Below are 16,345 nucleotides of genomic sequence, written 5' to 3' on the forward strand. Positions count from 1 at the left end.
AATTGTATGGTCACTTGTCGGTTTTGGCATACACATTATACAACAATTTTATAAGTGACTGGCGGTCTTTTTTCTACGCAGATAAGCATCCGTTAAAAATAAGGCAAGTACTACATCAAATATCAAAAACCACTTTAACACCGGTCCGCTAACAAGGCTATTGGTACTGGGTAATTTTACTCCGGCGGGTAGTTTAATATCCGCAGCGTTGATGTTAATTCCGGAAATATGAATATTGGCAAATATAAATGTTAGTAAAGTCAGGATAGTAAATACAAAGAAAATAGCGATGCCCAGGATAATGCGCTTATCGATGTTTGCCTTTAATGGCTGCATGGCATTCTCTGTACGGATGGCCTCCATTACATTATAAGTAAAAGCCATCGGTGGCTCATCCAGCTCCATTTTGGCAAATTCCTGGTTAAGTGCCAGTAGCTCCTGATACTTTTGAGCATACACCTCATCCTGCTCAATAAGCATGGCTATGGCATCCTGCTCAGCAGGGCTGCAGGTGCCATCAATATAATTCCAGAGTTTTTCCTCAATCGTGTTCATATCAGTTCTTTCACCTCTTGTTTTAAATTTTGCTCCAGCTTCTCTTTCAAACGCTGGCGTGCTCTAAATAGTTTAACCTTAACCGTGTTTGTTTCCATTCCCAATGCCTGGGCAATTTCTTCCAGTGATTGCTCTCCTTTATAAAACAGGGTAATGATGGTTGCATCATCGGGCAGCAGTTGATCAATGGCCTGGTTAAGGTAAAACGATCTTGATTTATTTTCTATATTATTAGTGTCATAGCCCGACTCGCGGCTTTCAACCTGTATAAAGGTATTTTCATCATCAATGGAATCTGTTGCTACCCTTTTTTTTCTTAAAAATGTCATCGCTGTAGTATAAACTATACTGTACAGCCATGTACTAAATTTCGACTGCCCCTGGAACGATGCCAGCGAGCGGTACGCTTTTATAAAACAATCCTGCGCAATCTCTTCAGCATCTTCCCGCCCCTTGGCAAAACGCATGGCCAGGGTAAATACAAAACGCTGGTGCCGTTTAACCAGGTCGGCATAGGCCGATTGGTTACCTGCCAGGGTTTGTTCAATAAGTTCGATATCTGAAAGCTTGCTCTGCATGTGTTACAACCTCTCTGACGCCGCGGCTTTAAATCAGGTTACAGGGTTTATGTAAATTTAATGAAAATTTAAGCCGGCCGCCTACCTTCTATCAGCTTAAATTCAAACAAAAACTGTAGCTTTATACAAACCTAATAACTAGCCCCCAACACAAATAAATTATAACACCTGTTACATATTAAACTTTTGGCACGTTATCATAGTCACATAACATATAATATTTATAAAAATAACTATCACAAGAAACCACATCTGAACTCCAAACAAACACAATACGGTTCAGCTCCGTTTCGCAATCTAAAAACAATTTACCCCATGAAAAAGCTACTTATCCTTGCAGTATTAATTATGACTACTTACGGAACCTTCGCACAAACAGTTGACCTGCGCCGCAAAATTGATGTTACAGGCATCGCCGAACAAGAAGTTACCCCCGACATTATATATCTTTCTATTTCTTTACAGGAATATATGAATGGTAAAAACCGGGTTACTATTGATGTTTTGGAAAATCAGTTGGAAAAAGGTGTAAAAGACGCTGGTATTCCCCGCGAAGATTTTACAATAAACGATGTTTCGGCCTGGAACAACACCTATCAAAAGAAAAAAACTCCTGATTTTTTGGCTGGCAAACAATACCTGGTTAAAGTTACCGACCTGAATAAATTCAACCAGATACTGGCTAAGGTTGATCCAAAAGGCATCCAATCAACCAATATCCAGAGTTATGACTATTCAAAGATCAATGAGTTGAAAAACACCTTGAAATTAAAAGCATTATTATCGGCCCGTGATAAAGCCGCTTTCCTGGTAAATGGGCTGGGTGATAAATTGGGCTCTGCTATAAGCATCAGCGAAAGTGATAACAGCAGCTTTCCTCAGCCACGCGCTATGATGATGTTTAAATCAGCCGCCGCCGATGCTGCCGGACCTGCCGAATCAGACATCGATTTTAAAAAGATAAAACTGAGCTTCCAGATACAGGCTACGTTTGAGATAAAGTAGTTGCTGCCGCAAGGCAAAAGGTTAAGGGTCAAAGGCGAAAGGTTAAAACTTTCGCCTTTTTTATTTGGTATCACCTCAAAAAAGCCTTTCATCTTTGACCTTTCTCCTTTAACCCCTCTTTTTTTCACTAAAGGTGTAACCTGATTAAAAACAATGTAGTCATACCCTGCAAATACATCGCAATGGTGATTTAAAAACAAGAAAAAATTAATTAACTAATTAAAATTAAATATTATGGAAACCAGTCAATTGGCTATATTAATGGTAATCATCGTTTCTCTTGGCTTTCTTGCCATGGTCTTTGGGATCGTTTATTTGAAAAAACGAGAAAATTTGGCGATGATTGAACGTGGTATGGATCCACGTAGTTACAAACCACAATCTGCCCCCTATCAAAACTTAAAATGGGGATTATTACTCATCGGCTCAGGTGTCGGTTTATTTCTGGCCTTTATTTTAGATCATTCCGTATTCCGCTATATGGACGACGAGGCCTTTTTCCTTTACGTTGCCCTGATTGCCATCTTCGGCGGAGCTGGATTGATTCTCTCCTACCGGATAGAAAAAAAGGAAGTAATAGATAAAGACGAGCTTACGCTTCAGAAATAATCAGTAGTAAGTTCTCCGTCGACTTAAAGCGTCTGTTTTAACAGGGGCTTTTCGGCGTTTAGCGCATTTTTCGATATTTATTTGGTCCGAAATATGATATTTCTCTTTAAAAGACTGTATATGATATAATTCGTGTCCGGCCATCATATAAACAAATGCCCGTACCGAAAACAAGTGATCGCTGGCAATACCTGTACGCAGTAATTGCTCTTCGCTAAACCCTTTGATCATATAAATGTTTGATAAGCGGGTAGCCTTAAATTCCGCCGCCAGGTCCTGTATGCTTTGAGTATTGAAATCAGCATTATCTACATAAACATCCTGATCAAACCCGGGCAATTCAATATGATTTCGTGAAAAAACAAGGGCCCGGTAAGCAAAGGTACGCTCGGTATCAATCATATGACCAAGCGCCTGTTTAACAGTCCATTTACCAGGAGCATAGGCGTAAGCGGCCTGTTCATCTGTAAGTTTACTGAACAGTTGATAGCTCGAATCCATTAAACGTTCCAATAGCTCAATAACCTGAGTATCTGGAACCAGGTTTATATACCTGCTGGCAAAGGGTGAATATTCCTCAGGAGATGGTTTGCTTATCATTCCGTGTGTTTTTTAATATGATCCTAAATGTTGTTCCCTTACCTATTTCGGAATCTTTTACAAATATCTGCCCGTTATGGTAATTCTCTATCATACGTTTAGTTAATGACAATCCCAAACCCCAGCCCCGTTTACGCGTGGTGTAACCCGGCTGAAAAACCGTGTCAAACTTGGAGCGCTGTATGCCTTTGCCGGTATCCGTTACATCAATAAAAACCTGGTTTTTTACCTTGTTGCCCCCTATTTCTATATGGATGCTTCCCTTGCCTTCAATGGCGTTCACTGCGTTTTTTAGTAAATTTTCCAATACCCAGTCAAACAGGGGGATGTTAAGTCCGGCTTTAAGGTGCGGGTTGCCGGTCATTTCAAAACTAATGTTCTTACTCACCCGCACTTTAAAATAATCAACAAAATCTTTAACCACAGCATAAACACTGTGCTCTTCCAGCACAGGCTTCGATCCTATTTTTGAAAAACGATCGGCAACTATTTCCAGGCGTTGTACATCGTTCTCCATTTCTGCTATCAGGGTATCCCCTTCGGCATTGAACCTTTCTTTCATCAGCTCAATCCAGGCCATTAGTGATGATATGGGCGTCCCCAGCTGATGGGCTGTTTCTTTGGCCAAACCAACCCATACCTGGTCCTGTTCAGATTTACGGGATGAGCTGAAAGCGGTATATGCCATCAGCAAAAATATAGCGATCACCGTTAACTGAACATAAGGGAACAAGCGCAATTGTTGCAATAAAGGCGAATCTTTATAATATACGAGCCAATGTTCGCCCAAAACTAATAATTTAATAGGGGCATGCTGTCTTTTCATATAATCCAGCTCCGACTTAAAATATTCCGGATCGTATTTTTTTGTCTTACTTCCTTCAGCTTGAAGTTTTACAAAAACCTTAGTAGTGTCTAATCCCCTGCTGTATAGAAAATCTCCTTTTGAATCTACAACGATGGCCGGGACGGTTAAGCTATCACGCACACCTGTTGTAAACTGCAAAAAATCATTATCATCCGAATTAAATAACTGTCGCATACTCATGGCCCAAACCTGCGCGCGCGTACGCTCGGAGCGGGCTATGTTTTTAACCAGATAGCGGGTATAAAATAAAGAGCCAAAGGCAATAACCACGGCAAACGCGAGCAGAAAATATTTCCAGCGCTTCTTCTGTTGGTATGGGTTCATACTGGGCACAGTCCAAATAACGTAAAATTGATTTGGAATATATAATTTTTGTTAGCCGATGGTTCATAGATCATAGTTCATAGCCCCGATATGTTTAATTCACGTCAAAAACCATGAACTATGATCTATGAACCAGATGCGCTTTCAAACTTCCCGGTAATAAAATTATCTTTGCCCCATCATGACCGATAAAAAAGTAAGAGTTCGTTTTGCGCCAAGTCCAACGGGCGGTTTGCACCTGGGCGGCGTACGCACCGTATTGTTTAACTATTTATTCGCCAAAAAACATCATGGCGAATTTGTTTTAAGAATTGAAGACACCGATCAGACCCGTTATGTAGAGGGTGCTGAACAATATATTTTAGATTGTTTAAAATGGTGCGGCTTGCTACCCGATGAAAGTCCCGTCGCTGGAGGCCCTTATGCTCCATATCGTCAAAGTGAACGTAAGGCGCTTTATCGGGAATATGCTGAACGCCTGGTAATGCAGGGCCACGCCTATTACGCGTTTGATACAGCAGAAGAACTGGATAAGAACCGTAAAGAGATCCCTAATTTTCAATACGGACAAGCCTATCGCGATAGCTTGCGCAATTCCATTTCGCTGCCACAGCATGAGGTGGATGCCTTGCTTGATGCCGGTACACCACACGTGATCCGCATAAAAATGCCTGCCGACGAAACCATCAGCTTTAATGATATGATCCGGGGGCACGTAAGTTTTGAAACCAACCAGGTTGATGATAAAGTGCTGCTCAAAGCCGACGGTATGCCTACCTACCATTTAGCGGTAGTTGTGGATGATTACCTAATGAAAATTTCGCACGCTTTTCGTGGTGAAGAATGGTTACCTTCTGCTCCCGTACATTTACTGCTGTGGGATTACCTGGGATGGAAAGCTGATATGCCGCAATGGGCACACCTACCTTTAATATTAAAACCGGATGGTCATGGCAAGCTTAGTAAGCGCGATGGCGCCCGCCTGGGTTTCCCGGTATATGCCATGACATGGTTTGATGCCAAAACAGGCGAACTTACCCCCGGTTTCCGTGAACTGGGTTTTTTACCCGAGGCATTTTTAAATCTGCTGGCAACCCTGGGTTGGAACGATGGTACTGACCAGGAACTGTTTACGCTGGATGAGCTGATCGAAAAATTCTCGTTGGAACGGGTAAGTAAAGCCGGCGCTAAATTTGATTTTGAAAAAGCCAAATGGTTCAATGCCGAATGGATTAAAAGGCTTAATGCTGAAAGCCTAAAGCCGAAAGTAAAAGCAGTTTTAGAAGAAAAAGGAATTACAATCAATAATGACGATTACCTTTTAACCGTAATCAACTTAATAAAAGACCGCTGTGTTTTGCTAACCGATTTTTATCAGCAGGCTGGATACTTTTTTGAGCAACCCAAAGAATATGACCTCAACGCGGTAAAACCCAAGTGGACAGACACTAAAACCGATTTCTTTAACGCACTTACCGCTTTATTAAACAGCGAACAAACCGCTTTGGAAGCCCACAGCTTTGAGGAAGCTTTTAAAGCCCTGATGGATGAAAAAGCTTTAAAAGCAGGCGATGTGATGCTGCCATTCCGCATTATGCTGGTTGGCGGCAAATTTGGCCCGCATGTATTTGACATAGCCGCATTATTGGGCAGACGGGAAACCATCAGCAGGATAGCCGGAGCCATAGAAGCGTTTAGCAGTCCGGCCTGAAAATAAGCCGGCTTTATAAGCCGGCAACATAGTTATTTATCATTTCTAACAACCATTGCCTGCGGGCAATGGTTGTTTTTTATATCCAAAATATCGAAACAAACATTCTCCTAATATCGTAATAAGGTCAATCTGCCAGAAAAAATAATAAAGTATTATTTTTTCTTCGGCGGACTTATTAGCATCCTTTTACTTTCAACGAAATTTATTTATTGTATTAGAAAATACTGAGTGTCAGAATTTTAACATTTACATCAATTACACTTTTTTTGTATCAATATTATTACAATTAGCGATAATATTTTGTTGGAATGATATTTAAATTCTAATTTTATAAGCCCCCCTTAATTAATTGGCTATGATCCGTATACGATCTAAGAATGTTCTATTGGTTGCTGCCGATACTTTTTCGGTTGGTTTACTGGCTGACAACAAAATGTTCAGGCATATTTCTGTGGTGAGTAGTATTTTCCCAACCATACATGAAATCAAACCCAACGTAGTCATATTTGATTATGACCACCTGATTAAGGACATAGAAAAAATATTGCGCCGCATAGTTAGTAACCCAGCGTACAGCAAAATAAAAGTATGCTGTTATAAAAATGCCGCCCATACCAAAACCGATAGCCTGTTAAAAGCTCTTGGGGTTGACCACATCTTTTATCCCGAAGATTTCAAAAAACCTGCTGAAAGCAAAAACATCCCAGGCGTGCTATCTGCTATTTTTGAAGCACCCATCATCAGCAGGCTGGCTAAAGCTTCTAACTAAATTGTACCCTCTCAATTTGTTTTTAAATGGGGTTTGCGAATTAAAATAATACGCCATACCACTTCGGCGCTTAGTAATGCGGCTACTGCAAATACCGCGGCTTTCAATGCTTCGGGTGTTGACGACAATGCGCCACCTAATGCCACTGCATAAACCACAAAAGGAAAAATCAATACCAGGCAAAGTCCGGTGATACTTAAGGGGATTCGGAATGGCCGTACTTTAAGCGGTTCCTTTAACCTGAGCTTTACCAGTGCTATATATTCCAGGGATAATCCGGCACCATAAACGGTTACATCAATGATCAACAGATCGGCAAAGGTCCATAGTACCATAAAGCTAACCACCAGCGAACAAATAATGATGGATATATAAGGTGTTTTAAAGCGGCGGTGCAGCTTGTTTAACCCGGCAGGCAGTAAATGATCTTCAGACATCACCTGCGGAACCCTTGATACCGATAGTAATACAGCTGCATAGATACCCAGCGTACTGGCCATGCCACCGGCCGCTATGGCTATTCCCAGCCACCGGCCGGCTACCAACACGCCCAATGCCGGGAAACCATCATTGGTTAAAGTATCATGGTTAATACCCGATTGCTGGGCTATCCAGGTGATAAAAAAGTAAACTACCATCACCAGGATAAAAGCGATGACCATAGATACCCGGTACGATTTTACCGGCTTTTCAACCTCCTCGGCGTAGGTGGTTATATTATCCCAGCCCAGGCAATTCCACATTACGGTGTACAAAGCCATCCCAAAAGAGGGGAAACTGATCCCTTTTAAGGAGGATGACGGGATGCTCAAACTGCCCCCATGCTTATGAATAGCCAGAACTATTAAAATAATAACCGGCGACAGTACCGCCGCGCTCAAAAACAGTGATACTTTACCTACAGGCACTATCCCCAGTATATTTAGTCCCGCCGAAGCCCAGATGATGACCAGGCACACTGGCACCTGGTACTGCAGCAAGACCGGAAAAAAGAACGATGCGTATTGTACAAACAGAACCGGATATATAGCCAGGTCGACAAAGGTATAGAGCCAGGTCCACCAGCCTTCATAGAAGCCCCAGCGCGTGCCCAGGGCATATTTTACCCATTTGTAATAGCCGCCGGTGATGGGCATCATGCTGTTCAGTTCCAATACGGTGAATATGGCCGGTACATCCCAAAGCAATGGGGTTATCAGCAGCACCAATAATGCGCCATGATCACCGGCATAACTCAGCAACGGCTCCAGACCATAGGGCCCACCCGAGACGGTAAAGAAAATAACAGCGACAAGCTGTATCGGTCTGATTTTTTTTAAGGCTGCGGCTGATGGCATGAACTATAAAAATACAATTTAGCTTTATTACAAAAATCAAACAACGGATATTTTAAAAATACTTTTTAAAGCCTGATTTTAACACTTTTCGATACTAAAACAAGATAAAAACGAGTCAAAAACCTTTCAAAACTGAGTCAAAACCATCCATTTTAACACTTTTTAACAAATTCTGGACAGGATTTAGGGAATTTAAAAAGATTTACAGGATTGGCTTATAATAAACTACATACCAAACAGTCTGCTTTTAATTCTTTTTGTCCCTTTAAGCAAATGGCCCTGCTTACGTTTTTCAAGTAAGCAGGGCCATGGAGTTTATACCCCTAAATATACGAAAAAAATTTCTGTCTGAACCCGAATTTATAGAATTTACGAATCGGTCGAATGATAAGCCCTGATTTATAGATGAAAAAACAGAAACTATTACATAAGCGTATTTTATTCTGGAAATTCTTAAATTCTATAAATTCCGGTTCAGACAATTATAAACTCAGCCATTTTTTACGCACCAGTTGTTGCTGTGCGGTTGCATTATCAACCGGTACAATTTTATACTTCACGCGCGCGCTTTTAAGCAAGGTAACGTCCAGTGTAAGCGGCAGTCCGTCGCGAATAACCCCGATCTTTATTTTATCGCCCACTTTTTTACCGGTTAGCATGGTTGCCGCGTCGGTAACAGCAACGTCGTCAATAGTAACCAGTTCGTCGTTAACGTTAATGCCATCTATATAGCCCGATGTTCCACGCACAACACTGGTAACTATCAGTTTTTTATTGGGAGTGATGGCGGTAACTATGCCCAGCGCCGGGTCGTTGTTATCGGCCAGCTCGTCTACTATTTTATAACCAGCATAACCCAGGTATTTATTATAATCAACCGGGGTTAAACCATTGATGTATTTTTTATAAAAATCGTCCAGCTTTTTACCGGCAAACTTTTCAAATCCTTGTTTAAACTCCGCATCGGTATAGCCGCGTTTTTTGGTTTTGTAATACTCAGTATACATGTACTTCATCACATCATCCAGCGCATATTTGCCCTTGCTGCTGTTGATGATCTCCAGATCAAGCATCATTCCAACTATCGCCCCTTTGTTGTAGTAAGATATGGTAGTATTGTTGGAGTTCTCGTTCGGGCGGTAAGCCTTTATCCAGGCGTCAAAGCTCGATTCTGCTACAGTCTGTACATTTTTACCAGGCAGGTTTTCCAGGATATTGAACTCTCCGGCCAATACATCCAGGTAGTTTTCGGGCGGATACAGGTTGGTACGGCGAACCGCTATTTCCTGGTAATATTCGGTAAATCCTTCGGCTATCCATAAATTGGTGGTATAGTTCTCGTTATCATAATCAAAGGGACCCAATACTATCGGGCGCAGGCGTTTTACATTCCATAAATGGAAATGCTCATGCGCGGCCAGGCTCAAAAAGTTCTGGTAACCTTTTTCGGTTCCATAAGCATCGCGCGAAGCACCCAAAACCGTAGAGCTTAAATGCTCCAGGCCACCGCCGCCACGTAAATGATTATGTACAATAAAAACGTAATGTTTGTTGGGATTCTCGCCAAAAATAGCCGTTTCCTGCTCCACAATGCTGTGCAGATCTTTTTTCAGGCGTTCTTTATCATAATTGCCGCCGCCATACATACACACCTCATACTTTACACCCGCTGCATCAAAACCAAAAACATCCTGATTACCTACTTCAATAGGCGAGTCAAAAAGGATATCATAATTGGGCGATACTCGGGTAAAAGGATCATTATTCACCATTTCCAGACTGGTTGAAACCTTGCTCCAGTCTTTATAGGGTTTAATATGGATGGTTGATGCCTGGTGCAGCATATTAGCCGGGTAAATAAAGATTCCCGAGGTTGACAGGAAGCCGTGCGAGGCATCGATATAGCTGGTACGCACCGAGATCTCGTTTGCATAAACCCGGTATTTAATATTTACGGTTGATATGTCCTTGGTGGCAATGCGCCAGGTGTTTTTATTGATCTTGGGCGATGCAACCGTTTTTCCGCCGGCATCGGCGCTAAAAGCTTCAATGTTTTTGGCAAACTCCCGCACCAGGTACGATCCGGGTGTCCACACAGGCATTTTAAGATCAAGCGTGTTTTGCTTTAAGCCCGAAATATGCATTTCAATATCAGCATAATGCGCCTGCGCTTCCGGGAAAGACACCGTATAAGATATATTGGCCGTAGTTTGCGCCTCACTGATAGATGGACTCATATAAGATATGATTAATAAAAATGTAATGATCTGTTTAAGTGGTTTCATGGCGCAAGTTAAAAAATTTATGTGTTCAAAAAATTGGGGATAACGATGTCGCAGAATCGACTCACCCGACCATCGCTGCGCTTGGTCACCCTCTCTCCGGCTTCGCCGGAAAGAGGGGATTTGTGAAAGTTTGAGTATGGTGGAAATAAAAAAACAAAAAAATTCTTCCACCCTCTTTCCGCCGCAGGCGAAGAGAGGGTCGGCAAGCGCAGCGATGCCGGGGTGGGCTCTTGAACTTTTTAATTACATTTAGGCATGTCATCCATTACTGATTTATGCAGAGAATTACGGCAAAGGGAAACACCCGCAGAAAAGCTCCTGTGGCGGCATCTCCGGAACAGAGCTTTGTTTAATAGGATGTTCCTACGACAATATCCCATCTGTGTTAAATCCACCTTTGGAAGAAATTTTTACTACATCCCCGATTTTTATTGTCACGAAGCCTTATTGGTAATAGAAGCCGATGGACCAATACATCTGCTTAAAAAAGACCATGATAAAAACAGGGATGAGGTGTTAGCTTCCTTAAATCTTAATATCCTGCGATTTACAAACGAGGATATATTGAATAATACACAACAGGTTTTGACGAAGATCAGCGAAATGTTGTAATCCGCCGCAGACGACTCACCCGACCATCGCTGCGCTTGGTCACCCTCTCTTCAGCTTCGCTGAAAAGAGGGGATTTGAAAATTTGGATATGATGAAATAAAAACAAAAACTCCTCCACCCTCTTTCCGCCGCAGGCGAAGAGAGGGTCGGCAAGCGCAGCGATGCCGGGGTGAGTCGTCGACGCTATACTTTGCCCAGTGCAAGTCCTCTCCACCACATCTGCTACCCTAAAACCAACCTTGTAAAATGGTTGATACATACAACTATTTGTGCTGTATACCATTTAAGTTTGCGTCACCTTATAATGTCGTTAATAGAACCCATATCCCGCAAACTGATACGTTTGGGTAAATTGTACCAAAGCCTGATTGTTAAAAGTACAAAACACCTGGACGTAGACCGGTATCATTATGTGCTATCGCTTATTTACCATCACGACGGGCAATTATCACAAAAAGCGCTGGCCGAAAAACTCGGCAAGGATAAATCGGCCATCGTAAGCATTATAAACCTGCTTAGCGCCAAAGGATTTGTGTACCGGGAAAACAATCCGGCCGACCGCCGCGAACAATTGTTGAAAGTTACCGAAAAAGCAAAGCTCGCTGTTCCGCATATTGTGGCCACCTTTAAAAACATCAATGCCGAAATCGCCAAGGGAATATCTGCTGATGATATGAAAATATTTGAACGCGTATTACTTCAAATGCAAAACAATATAAAACCTTTAACAACAACTGATCAAAGCTAAATCACAAAAATGATCCATTTAATATGAGAACAAGGTATATCATTTACACCGCGCTGGCTTTGCTGGTTGCTTATTTAATTTACAACAAATTCTTTAGCAAAAGCGCCAAGGAATCTGCTGCTGCTATAGCTGCCGGAGGCAAAGGCGGCAAGCGCAAAAACGGACCCGTATCCGTTAATATTATGATTGTAAAGGATACCGCCATAAACAATATCATAGATGTAACCGGCTCCATTGACGCCAACGAAAAGGTAAACCTGGTGAGCCAAACCGCCGGCAATATTACCGGCATCTATTTTACCGAAGGCAGCAAAGTGAAAAAAGGGCAACTGCTGGTTAAGGTTTATAACCAGGACCTGGAAGCATCGCTTCAACAGGTGAACTACCAGGTGGCACTGGCCAAACAAAATGAGTACCGCAATAAGGTTTTGCTTCAAAAAGAAGCCATAAGTCAGCAGGAGTATGACACCTCTTTAACCTCCTTAAACTCATTAAAGGCCCAGGGCGATATGATCAAAGCACAAATAACCCGTACCGAGATCAGGGCGCCGTTTTCCGGCACTATCGGCTTGCGTAATGTGAGTCCGGGTGGCTACCTGTCGCCCCAAACTTCCATCGCGCAGCTGGTTAATATCGATCCGGCTAAGCTTACCTTCTCGGTACCCGAAAGGTATCTTTCTATTATTGGCCCCGGCAGCAAAGTTAAATTTACTACCGAAAGCTCCAGGGAAACCTTTACCGCCTCGGTGTATGCTATTGACCCGGCCATTGACGTTAACTCACGCACCATTACCGTGCGGGCCAAAGCACCAAACCCCAAAGGCTTACTAACCGCCGGTAGTTTTGCCAAAATTAATTTAACGCTCGATCAGATACCTAAAACCATTTTGATACCCACACAGGCGGTTATTCCCGACCTGAAAAGCAACCTGGTTTATATTTATCATAACGGCGTGGCCATGAGCAAACCAGTAAAAACCGATATACGTACCGATACCAAAATACAGATCATTGATGGCCTGAAACCCGGCGACAGTGTGGTAGTATCGGGTATTATACAAATGCGATCAAAAGTTCCTTTGAAAATTGCTAAAGTGATAAAATAGAGTATGGCCTCACCTAAATCCTCTCCAAAGGAGAGGACTTTAAAACAAAAGTTTTTGAACCCTCTCCTTTGGAGAGGGCAGGGTGAGGCTAAATATAATTAATAAAAAAAAGCTATGAGTTTATCCTCAGTCAGTATAAAGCGGCCGGTATTGGCCACAGTAATGTCGGTAGCCATTGTTGTGTTCGGTATCATCGGCTATAAATTTTTAGGGGTGCGCGACTTTCCTTCTGTCGATCCGCCCATTATTTCGGTATCTACCAGCTACGCCGGCGCCAATGCCGATGTAATTGAATCGCAGATCACCGAACCGCTGGAAAAAGCCATCAACGGCGTTCCGGGTATCCGTAACCTGTCATCAACCAGTTCGGTAGGTTCCAGTAACATTACCGTGGAGTTTGACCTGGATGCCGACCTGGAAACCGCCGCAAATGACGTGCGCGATAAAGTTGGACAAGCGCAGCGCCAGCTACCCCAGGATATCGATGCGCCGCCGGTTGTAACCAAGGCCGATGCCAGCGCCGACCAGATTATTACCCTGGAAGTACAAAGTGATACCCGTAACATTAACCAGCTGGATGATTATGCCGAAAATGTGTTGCAGGAGGGACTGCAAACCATTCCCGGTGTAAGCACCATTAACATACAGGGACAGCGCCAGTACGCTATGCGTTTGTGGATTGACCCTAATAAATTAACCGCCCAGGGTGTTACCGCAACAGATATTGGCGCAGCTTTAGCCAAAGAGAACGTGGAGCTGCCTGCCGGTAAAATTGAGGGTAATAATACCGAGGTAACCATCAGGGCATTAGGTAAACTATCAACCGAGAAGGATTTTAACGATCTCATTATCCGGTCAGACAGCAACCGTGTGGTGCGTTTGCGCGATGTAGGTTATGCCGTTTTAGGATCGGCCAACGAGGAAACTATTTTTAAGGAGTCGGGCGTGCCAATGATCGGCCTGGCCATTGTACCGCAGCCTGGTGCCAACTATGTGCAGATAGCCAAAGATTTTTACAAACGTCTGGATCAGATTAAAAAAGACCTTCCGCCGGATATTAAGGTAAATGTGGCGCTGGATAATACCCGGTTCATCAACCAGTCGATATCCGAAGTACAGGAAACGCTCATCGTATCCTTTGTATTAGTGGTTATCATCATTTATCTCTTCTTCCGCGATTGGCTTATCGCTTTCCGGCCGCTCATCGATATCCCGGTATCGTTGATCGGGGCATTCTTCATTATGTATATTTTTGGTTTCTCCATCAATATATTAACCCTGCTGGGCATTGTGCTGGCAACGGGCCTGGTAGTGGATGACGGTATTGTAGTAACCGAGAACATTTATAAAAAGGTAGAGGCCGGAATGGCCATTCGCAAGGCGGCCTTTGAAGGTTCGGCCGAGATCTTTTTCGCGGTAGTATCTACCTCGGTTACGCTGGCGGCGGTGTTTTTACCCATTGTGTTTTTACAGGGCTTTACGGGTCGTTTGTTCCGTGAGTTCGCGGTGGTGGTAGCCGGCGCGGTATTGATATCGGCATTTGTGTCCCTGTCGTTAACACCGATGCTTAACGTAAAGCTGATCCGCAAGAGCAACAAAAAATCAAAATTCTACGAAAAAACCGAGCCCTTCTTTGTGAACATGACCAACTCCTATACCGAAACGCTGGTTAAGTTTATGAAGGTGCGCTGGGTATCATTCGTGATCCTGGCGATATCTCTGCTTATTATTGGCGTGCTGGTCCGGATCATCCCTTCTGAGCTGGCCCCGTTGGATGATCGCAGCTTATTGCGCTATACCGTTACCGGATCTGAAGGTGCTACGTACGAGTACATGACCAAATATATGGACAAGGCAGCGCAGCTGGTAGAAGATTCCATTCCGGAAGCACGGGTTAACTTCGAGATCGTTTCACCATCATTTGGCGGCGGTGCATCCAACACCGGTTTTGGCCGTATTGGCCTGGTTAACCCTGACGAACGCGGTCGCACCCAACAGCAACTGGCAGATTGGCTCAGTAAAAAGCTAAGCAAAATGCCCGATGCCCGTGCCAACGTAATACAGGAACAAACTATCAGTGGCGGCGGTAGCGGCGCCCGTACTTCGTTGCCCGTACAATATGTGATCCAGAACCAGGATTTTGAGAAAATACGCGCGGCGCTGCCTAAGTTCTTTTCTGAAGTATCCAAAAGCCCGGTATTCCAGGGGACTGACGTAAATCTTAAATTCACCAAGCCCGAATTAAGGGTAATTACCGATCGTGACCGGGCACGGGATCTGGGGGTGTCCGTTGATGATATCGCCCAAACCCTGCAACTGTATTATAGCGCCGGCCGTTTGGATTACTTCCTGATCAACGGTAAACAATACCAGGTAATTGCCCAGGTAGATCGCGCCAACCGCGACCAACCGCTCGATCTGAAATCCGTTTACCTGCGCAGCACCAAAGGCGGCCTGGTACAGCTGGATAATGTGGTAAAAGTAACCGAAGGCGCAACACCGCCGGCTATTTATCACTTTAACCGTTATAAATCGGCCACCGTATCGGCTGGTTTAGCGCCTGGCCGTACCGTTGGCGATGGTATCAAAGAAATGGACCGCATATCCAAAGAAATACTGGACGATACCTTCAGCACCGCCCTAAGCGGCCCGTCACGGGATTATGCCGAGGGTTCATCAAACATCCTGTTCGCCTTTGGCTTCGCATTATTGCTGATATACCTGGTTTTGGCTGCCCAGTTCGAGAGCTTTATGGATCCATTTATTGTGATGCTTACCGTTCCGCTGGCTATTTCGGGCGCGTTTTTATCCCTGTGGCTGTTTAATCAAACCTTGAATATTTTCAGCGAGATTGGTATCATTACCCTGGTGGGTCTGGTAACTAAAAACGGGATCCTCATTGTGGAGTTTGCCAATCAGCGCATGGAACACGGTATTGCTAAATATGAAGCCGCAGTTGAGGCTGCGACCGCACGTTTACGCCCGATATTAATGACCAGCTTGGCCGTGGTGCTGGGCTCTGTGCCTATTGCCTTTGCATTGGGCGCGGGTGCCAAAAGCCGTGTATCATTGGGTATTGTAATTATGGGGGGTATGCTGTTCTCGCTGATCCTCACTCTTTATATTATCCCGTTGATGTATGTGATCTTCGCCTCCAAAACCCGCCGGGATCCCGATCACGAACCGGAAGACGCTGAAGCGAAGAAGGTATCTGAACCAGAATTAAATTTATAGA

At 43.6% G+C, this 16,345-nt stretch carries 14 protein-coding genes; 8 read left to right on the forward strand and 6 right to left on the reverse strand.

Annotation, left to right across the window (positions count from 1 at the left end):
- Positions 1-48: 48 nt before the first annotated feature.
- Both AB6735_RS09935 and AB6735_RS09940 read right to left on the reverse strand, forming a co-directional pair.
- Positions 49-555: an anti-sigma factor gene (locus tag AB6735_RS09935; RefSeq protein WP_370995774.1), complete on the reverse strand. Its 507-nt coding sequence runs from the start codon at positions 553-555 to the stop codon at positions 49-51.
- Positions 552-1,133, reverse strand: coding sequence for an RNA polymerase sigma factor (locus tag AB6735_RS09940; RefSeq protein WP_370995775.1), 582 nt, complete (start codon positions 1,131-1,133; stop codon positions 552-554). Before AB6735_RS09940 ends, AB6735_RS09935 begins: the two co-directional genes overlap by 4 nt.
- 315 nt (positions 1,134-1,448) lie before the next feature.
- Here AB6735_RS09940 and AB6735_RS09945 point away from each other — a divergent pair, with 315 nt between their 5' ends.
- A complete protein-coding gene (locus AB6735_RS09945; protein WP_370995776.1) occupies positions 1,449-2,138 on the forward strand; it encodes an SIMPL domain-containing protein in 690 nt (229 codons plus the stop codon).
- 234 nt (positions 2,139-2,372) lie between these two features.
- On the forward strand, positions 2,373-2,747 hold the full coding sequence (locus AB6735_RS09950) for a DUF6249 domain-containing protein (RefSeq protein WP_370995777.1): 375 nt from the start codon (positions 2,373-2,375) through the stop codon (positions 2,745-2,747).
- On the opposite strand, the gene AB6735_RS09955 is transcribed toward AB6735_RS09950, so the two are convergent.
- Both AB6735_RS09955 and AB6735_RS09960 read right to left on the reverse strand, forming a co-directional pair.
- The gene (locus AB6735_RS09955; protein ID WP_370995778.1) at positions 2,748-3,347 is read right to left on the reverse strand and encodes a DinB family protein; all 600 of its coding nucleotides are present in this window, start codon (positions 3,345-3,347) and stop codon (positions 2,748-2,750) included. It abuts the gene before it with no gap.
- Positions 3,325-4,539: a sensor histidine kinase gene (locus AB6735_RS09960; RefSeq protein WP_370995779.1), complete on the reverse strand. Its 1,215-nt coding sequence runs from the start codon at positions 4,537-4,539 to the stop codon at positions 3,325-3,327. Before AB6735_RS09960 ends, AB6735_RS09955 begins: the two co-directional genes overlap by 23 nt.
- 181 nt (positions 4,540-4,720) lie before the next feature.
- On the opposite strand from AB6735_RS09960, the gene gltX reads away from it, so the two are divergent.
- Both gltX and AB6735_RS09970 read left to right on the forward strand, forming a co-directional pair.
- Positions 4,721-6,250: a glutamate--tRNA ligase gene (gltX, locus tag AB6735_RS09965; protein ID WP_370995780.1), complete on the forward strand. Its 1,530-nt coding sequence runs from the start codon at positions 4,721-4,723 to the stop codon at positions 6,248-6,250.
- 358 nt (positions 6,251-6,608) lie between these two features.
- Complete coding sequence (locus AB6735_RS09970) at positions 6,609-7,022, forward strand: hypothetical protein (protein ID WP_370995781.1); 414 nt, start codon at positions 6,609-6,611, stop codon at positions 7,020-7,022.
- A gap of 11 nt (positions 7,023-7,033) precedes the next feature.
- On the opposite strand, the gene AB6735_RS09975 is transcribed toward AB6735_RS09970, so the two are convergent.
- Positions 7,034-8,359 carry an APC family permease gene (locus AB6735_RS09975; RefSeq protein ID WP_370995782.1) on the reverse strand — a complete coding sequence of 442 codons (1,326 nt, stop codon included), beginning with the start codon at positions 8,357-8,359 and terminating at the stop codon, positions 7,034-7,036.
- Between the two features lie 482 nt (positions 8,360-8,841).
- A complete protein-coding gene (locus AB6735_RS09980; protein WP_370995783.1) occupies positions 8,842-10,644 on the reverse strand; it encodes a M61 family metallopeptidase in 1,803 nt (600 codons plus the stop codon).
- 255 nt (positions 10,645-10,899) lie between these two features.
- Here AB6735_RS09980 and AB6735_RS09985 point away from each other — a divergent pair, with 255 nt between their 5' ends.
- From AB6735_RS09985 to AB6735_RS10000, 4 genes are all read left to right on the forward strand, one after another.
- The gene (locus tag AB6735_RS09985) at positions 10,900-11,256 is read left to right on the forward strand and encodes an endonuclease domain-containing protein (protein WP_370995784.1); all 357 of its coding nucleotides are present in this window, start codon (positions 10,900-10,902) and stop codon (positions 11,254-11,256) included.
- A gap of 304 nt (positions 11,257-11,560) precedes the next feature.
- Positions 11,561-12,004, forward strand: coding sequence for a MarR family winged helix-turn-helix transcriptional regulator (locus AB6735_RS09990; RefSeq protein ID WP_370995785.1), 444 nt, complete (start codon positions 11,561-11,563; stop codon positions 12,002-12,004).
- Between the two features lie 23 nt (positions 12,005-12,027).
- Entirely contained in the window at positions 12,028-13,110 is a 1,083-nt protein-coding gene (locus tag AB6735_RS09995; protein WP_370995786.1) for an efflux RND transporter periplasmic adaptor subunit, read from the forward strand.
- A 114-nt stretch (positions 13,111-13,224) separates the two neighbouring features.
- The gene (locus tag AB6735_RS10000; protein ID WP_370995787.1) at positions 13,225-16,344 is read left to right on the forward strand and encodes an efflux RND transporter permease subunit; all 3,120 of its coding nucleotides are present in this window, start codon (positions 13,225-13,227) and stop codon (positions 16,342-16,344) included.
- The last annotated feature ends 1 nt before the right edge of the window (position 16,345 follow it).

Origin of the sequence: Mucilaginibacter sp. RCC_168, from assembly GCF_041355315.1 — a bacterium.
Taxonomy (GTDB): Bacteria; Bacteroidota; Bacteroidia; order Sphingobacteriales; family Sphingobacteriaceae; genus Mucilaginibacter.

Coding starts and splice junctions, on each gene's coding strand:
- AB6735_RS09960 (WP_370995779.1), bottom strand. CDS start 4,539: ATGAACCCATACCAACAGAAGAAGCGCTGGAAATATTTTCTGCTCGCG.
- AB6735_RS10000 (WP_370995787.1), top strand. CDS start 13,225: ATGAGTTTATCCTCAGTCAGTATAAAGCGGCCGGTATTGGCCACAGTA.
- AB6735_RS09955 (WP_370995778.1), bottom strand. CDS start 3,347: ATGATAAGCAAACCATCTCCTGAGGAATATTCACCCTTTGCCAGCAGG.
- AB6735_RS09980 (WP_370995783.1), bottom strand. CDS start 10,644: ATGAAACCACTTAAACAGATCATTACATTTTTATTAATCATATCTTAT.
- AB6735_RS09940 (WP_370995775.1), bottom strand. CDS start 1,133: ATGCAGAGCAAGCTTTCAGATATCGAACTTATTGAACAAACCCTGGCA.
- AB6735_RS09935 (WP_370995774.1), bottom strand. CDS start 555: ATGAACACGATTGAGGAAAAACTCTGGAATTATATTGATGGCACCTGC.
- AB6735_RS09945 (WP_370995776.1), top strand. CDS start 1,449: ATGAAAAAGCTACTTATCCTTGCAGTATTAATTATGACTACTTACGGA.
- gltX (WP_370995780.1), top strand. CDS start 4,721: ATGACCGATAAAAAAGTAAGAGTTCGTTTTGCGCCAAGTCCAACGGGC.
- AB6735_RS09985 (WP_370995784.1), top strand. CDS start 10,900: ATGTCATCCATTACTGATTTATGCAGAGAATTACGGCAAAGGGAAACA.
- AB6735_RS09990 (WP_370995785.1), top strand. CDS start 11,561: ATGTCGTTAATAGAACCCATATCCCGCAAACTGATACGTTTGGGTAAA.
- AB6735_RS09995 (WP_370995786.1), top strand. CDS start 12,028: ATGAGAACAAGGTATATCATTTACACCGCGCTGGCTTTGCTGGTTGCT.
- AB6735_RS09950 (WP_370995777.1), top strand. CDS start 2,373: ATGGAAACCAGTCAATTGGCTATATTAATGGTAATCATCGTTTCTCTT.
- AB6735_RS09975 (WP_370995782.1), bottom strand. CDS start 8,359: ATGCCATCAGCCGCAGCCTTAAAAAAAATCAGACCGATACAGCTTGTC.
- AB6735_RS09970 (WP_370995781.1), top strand. CDS start 6,609: ATGATCCGTATACGATCTAAGAATGTTCTATTGGTTGCTGCCGATACT.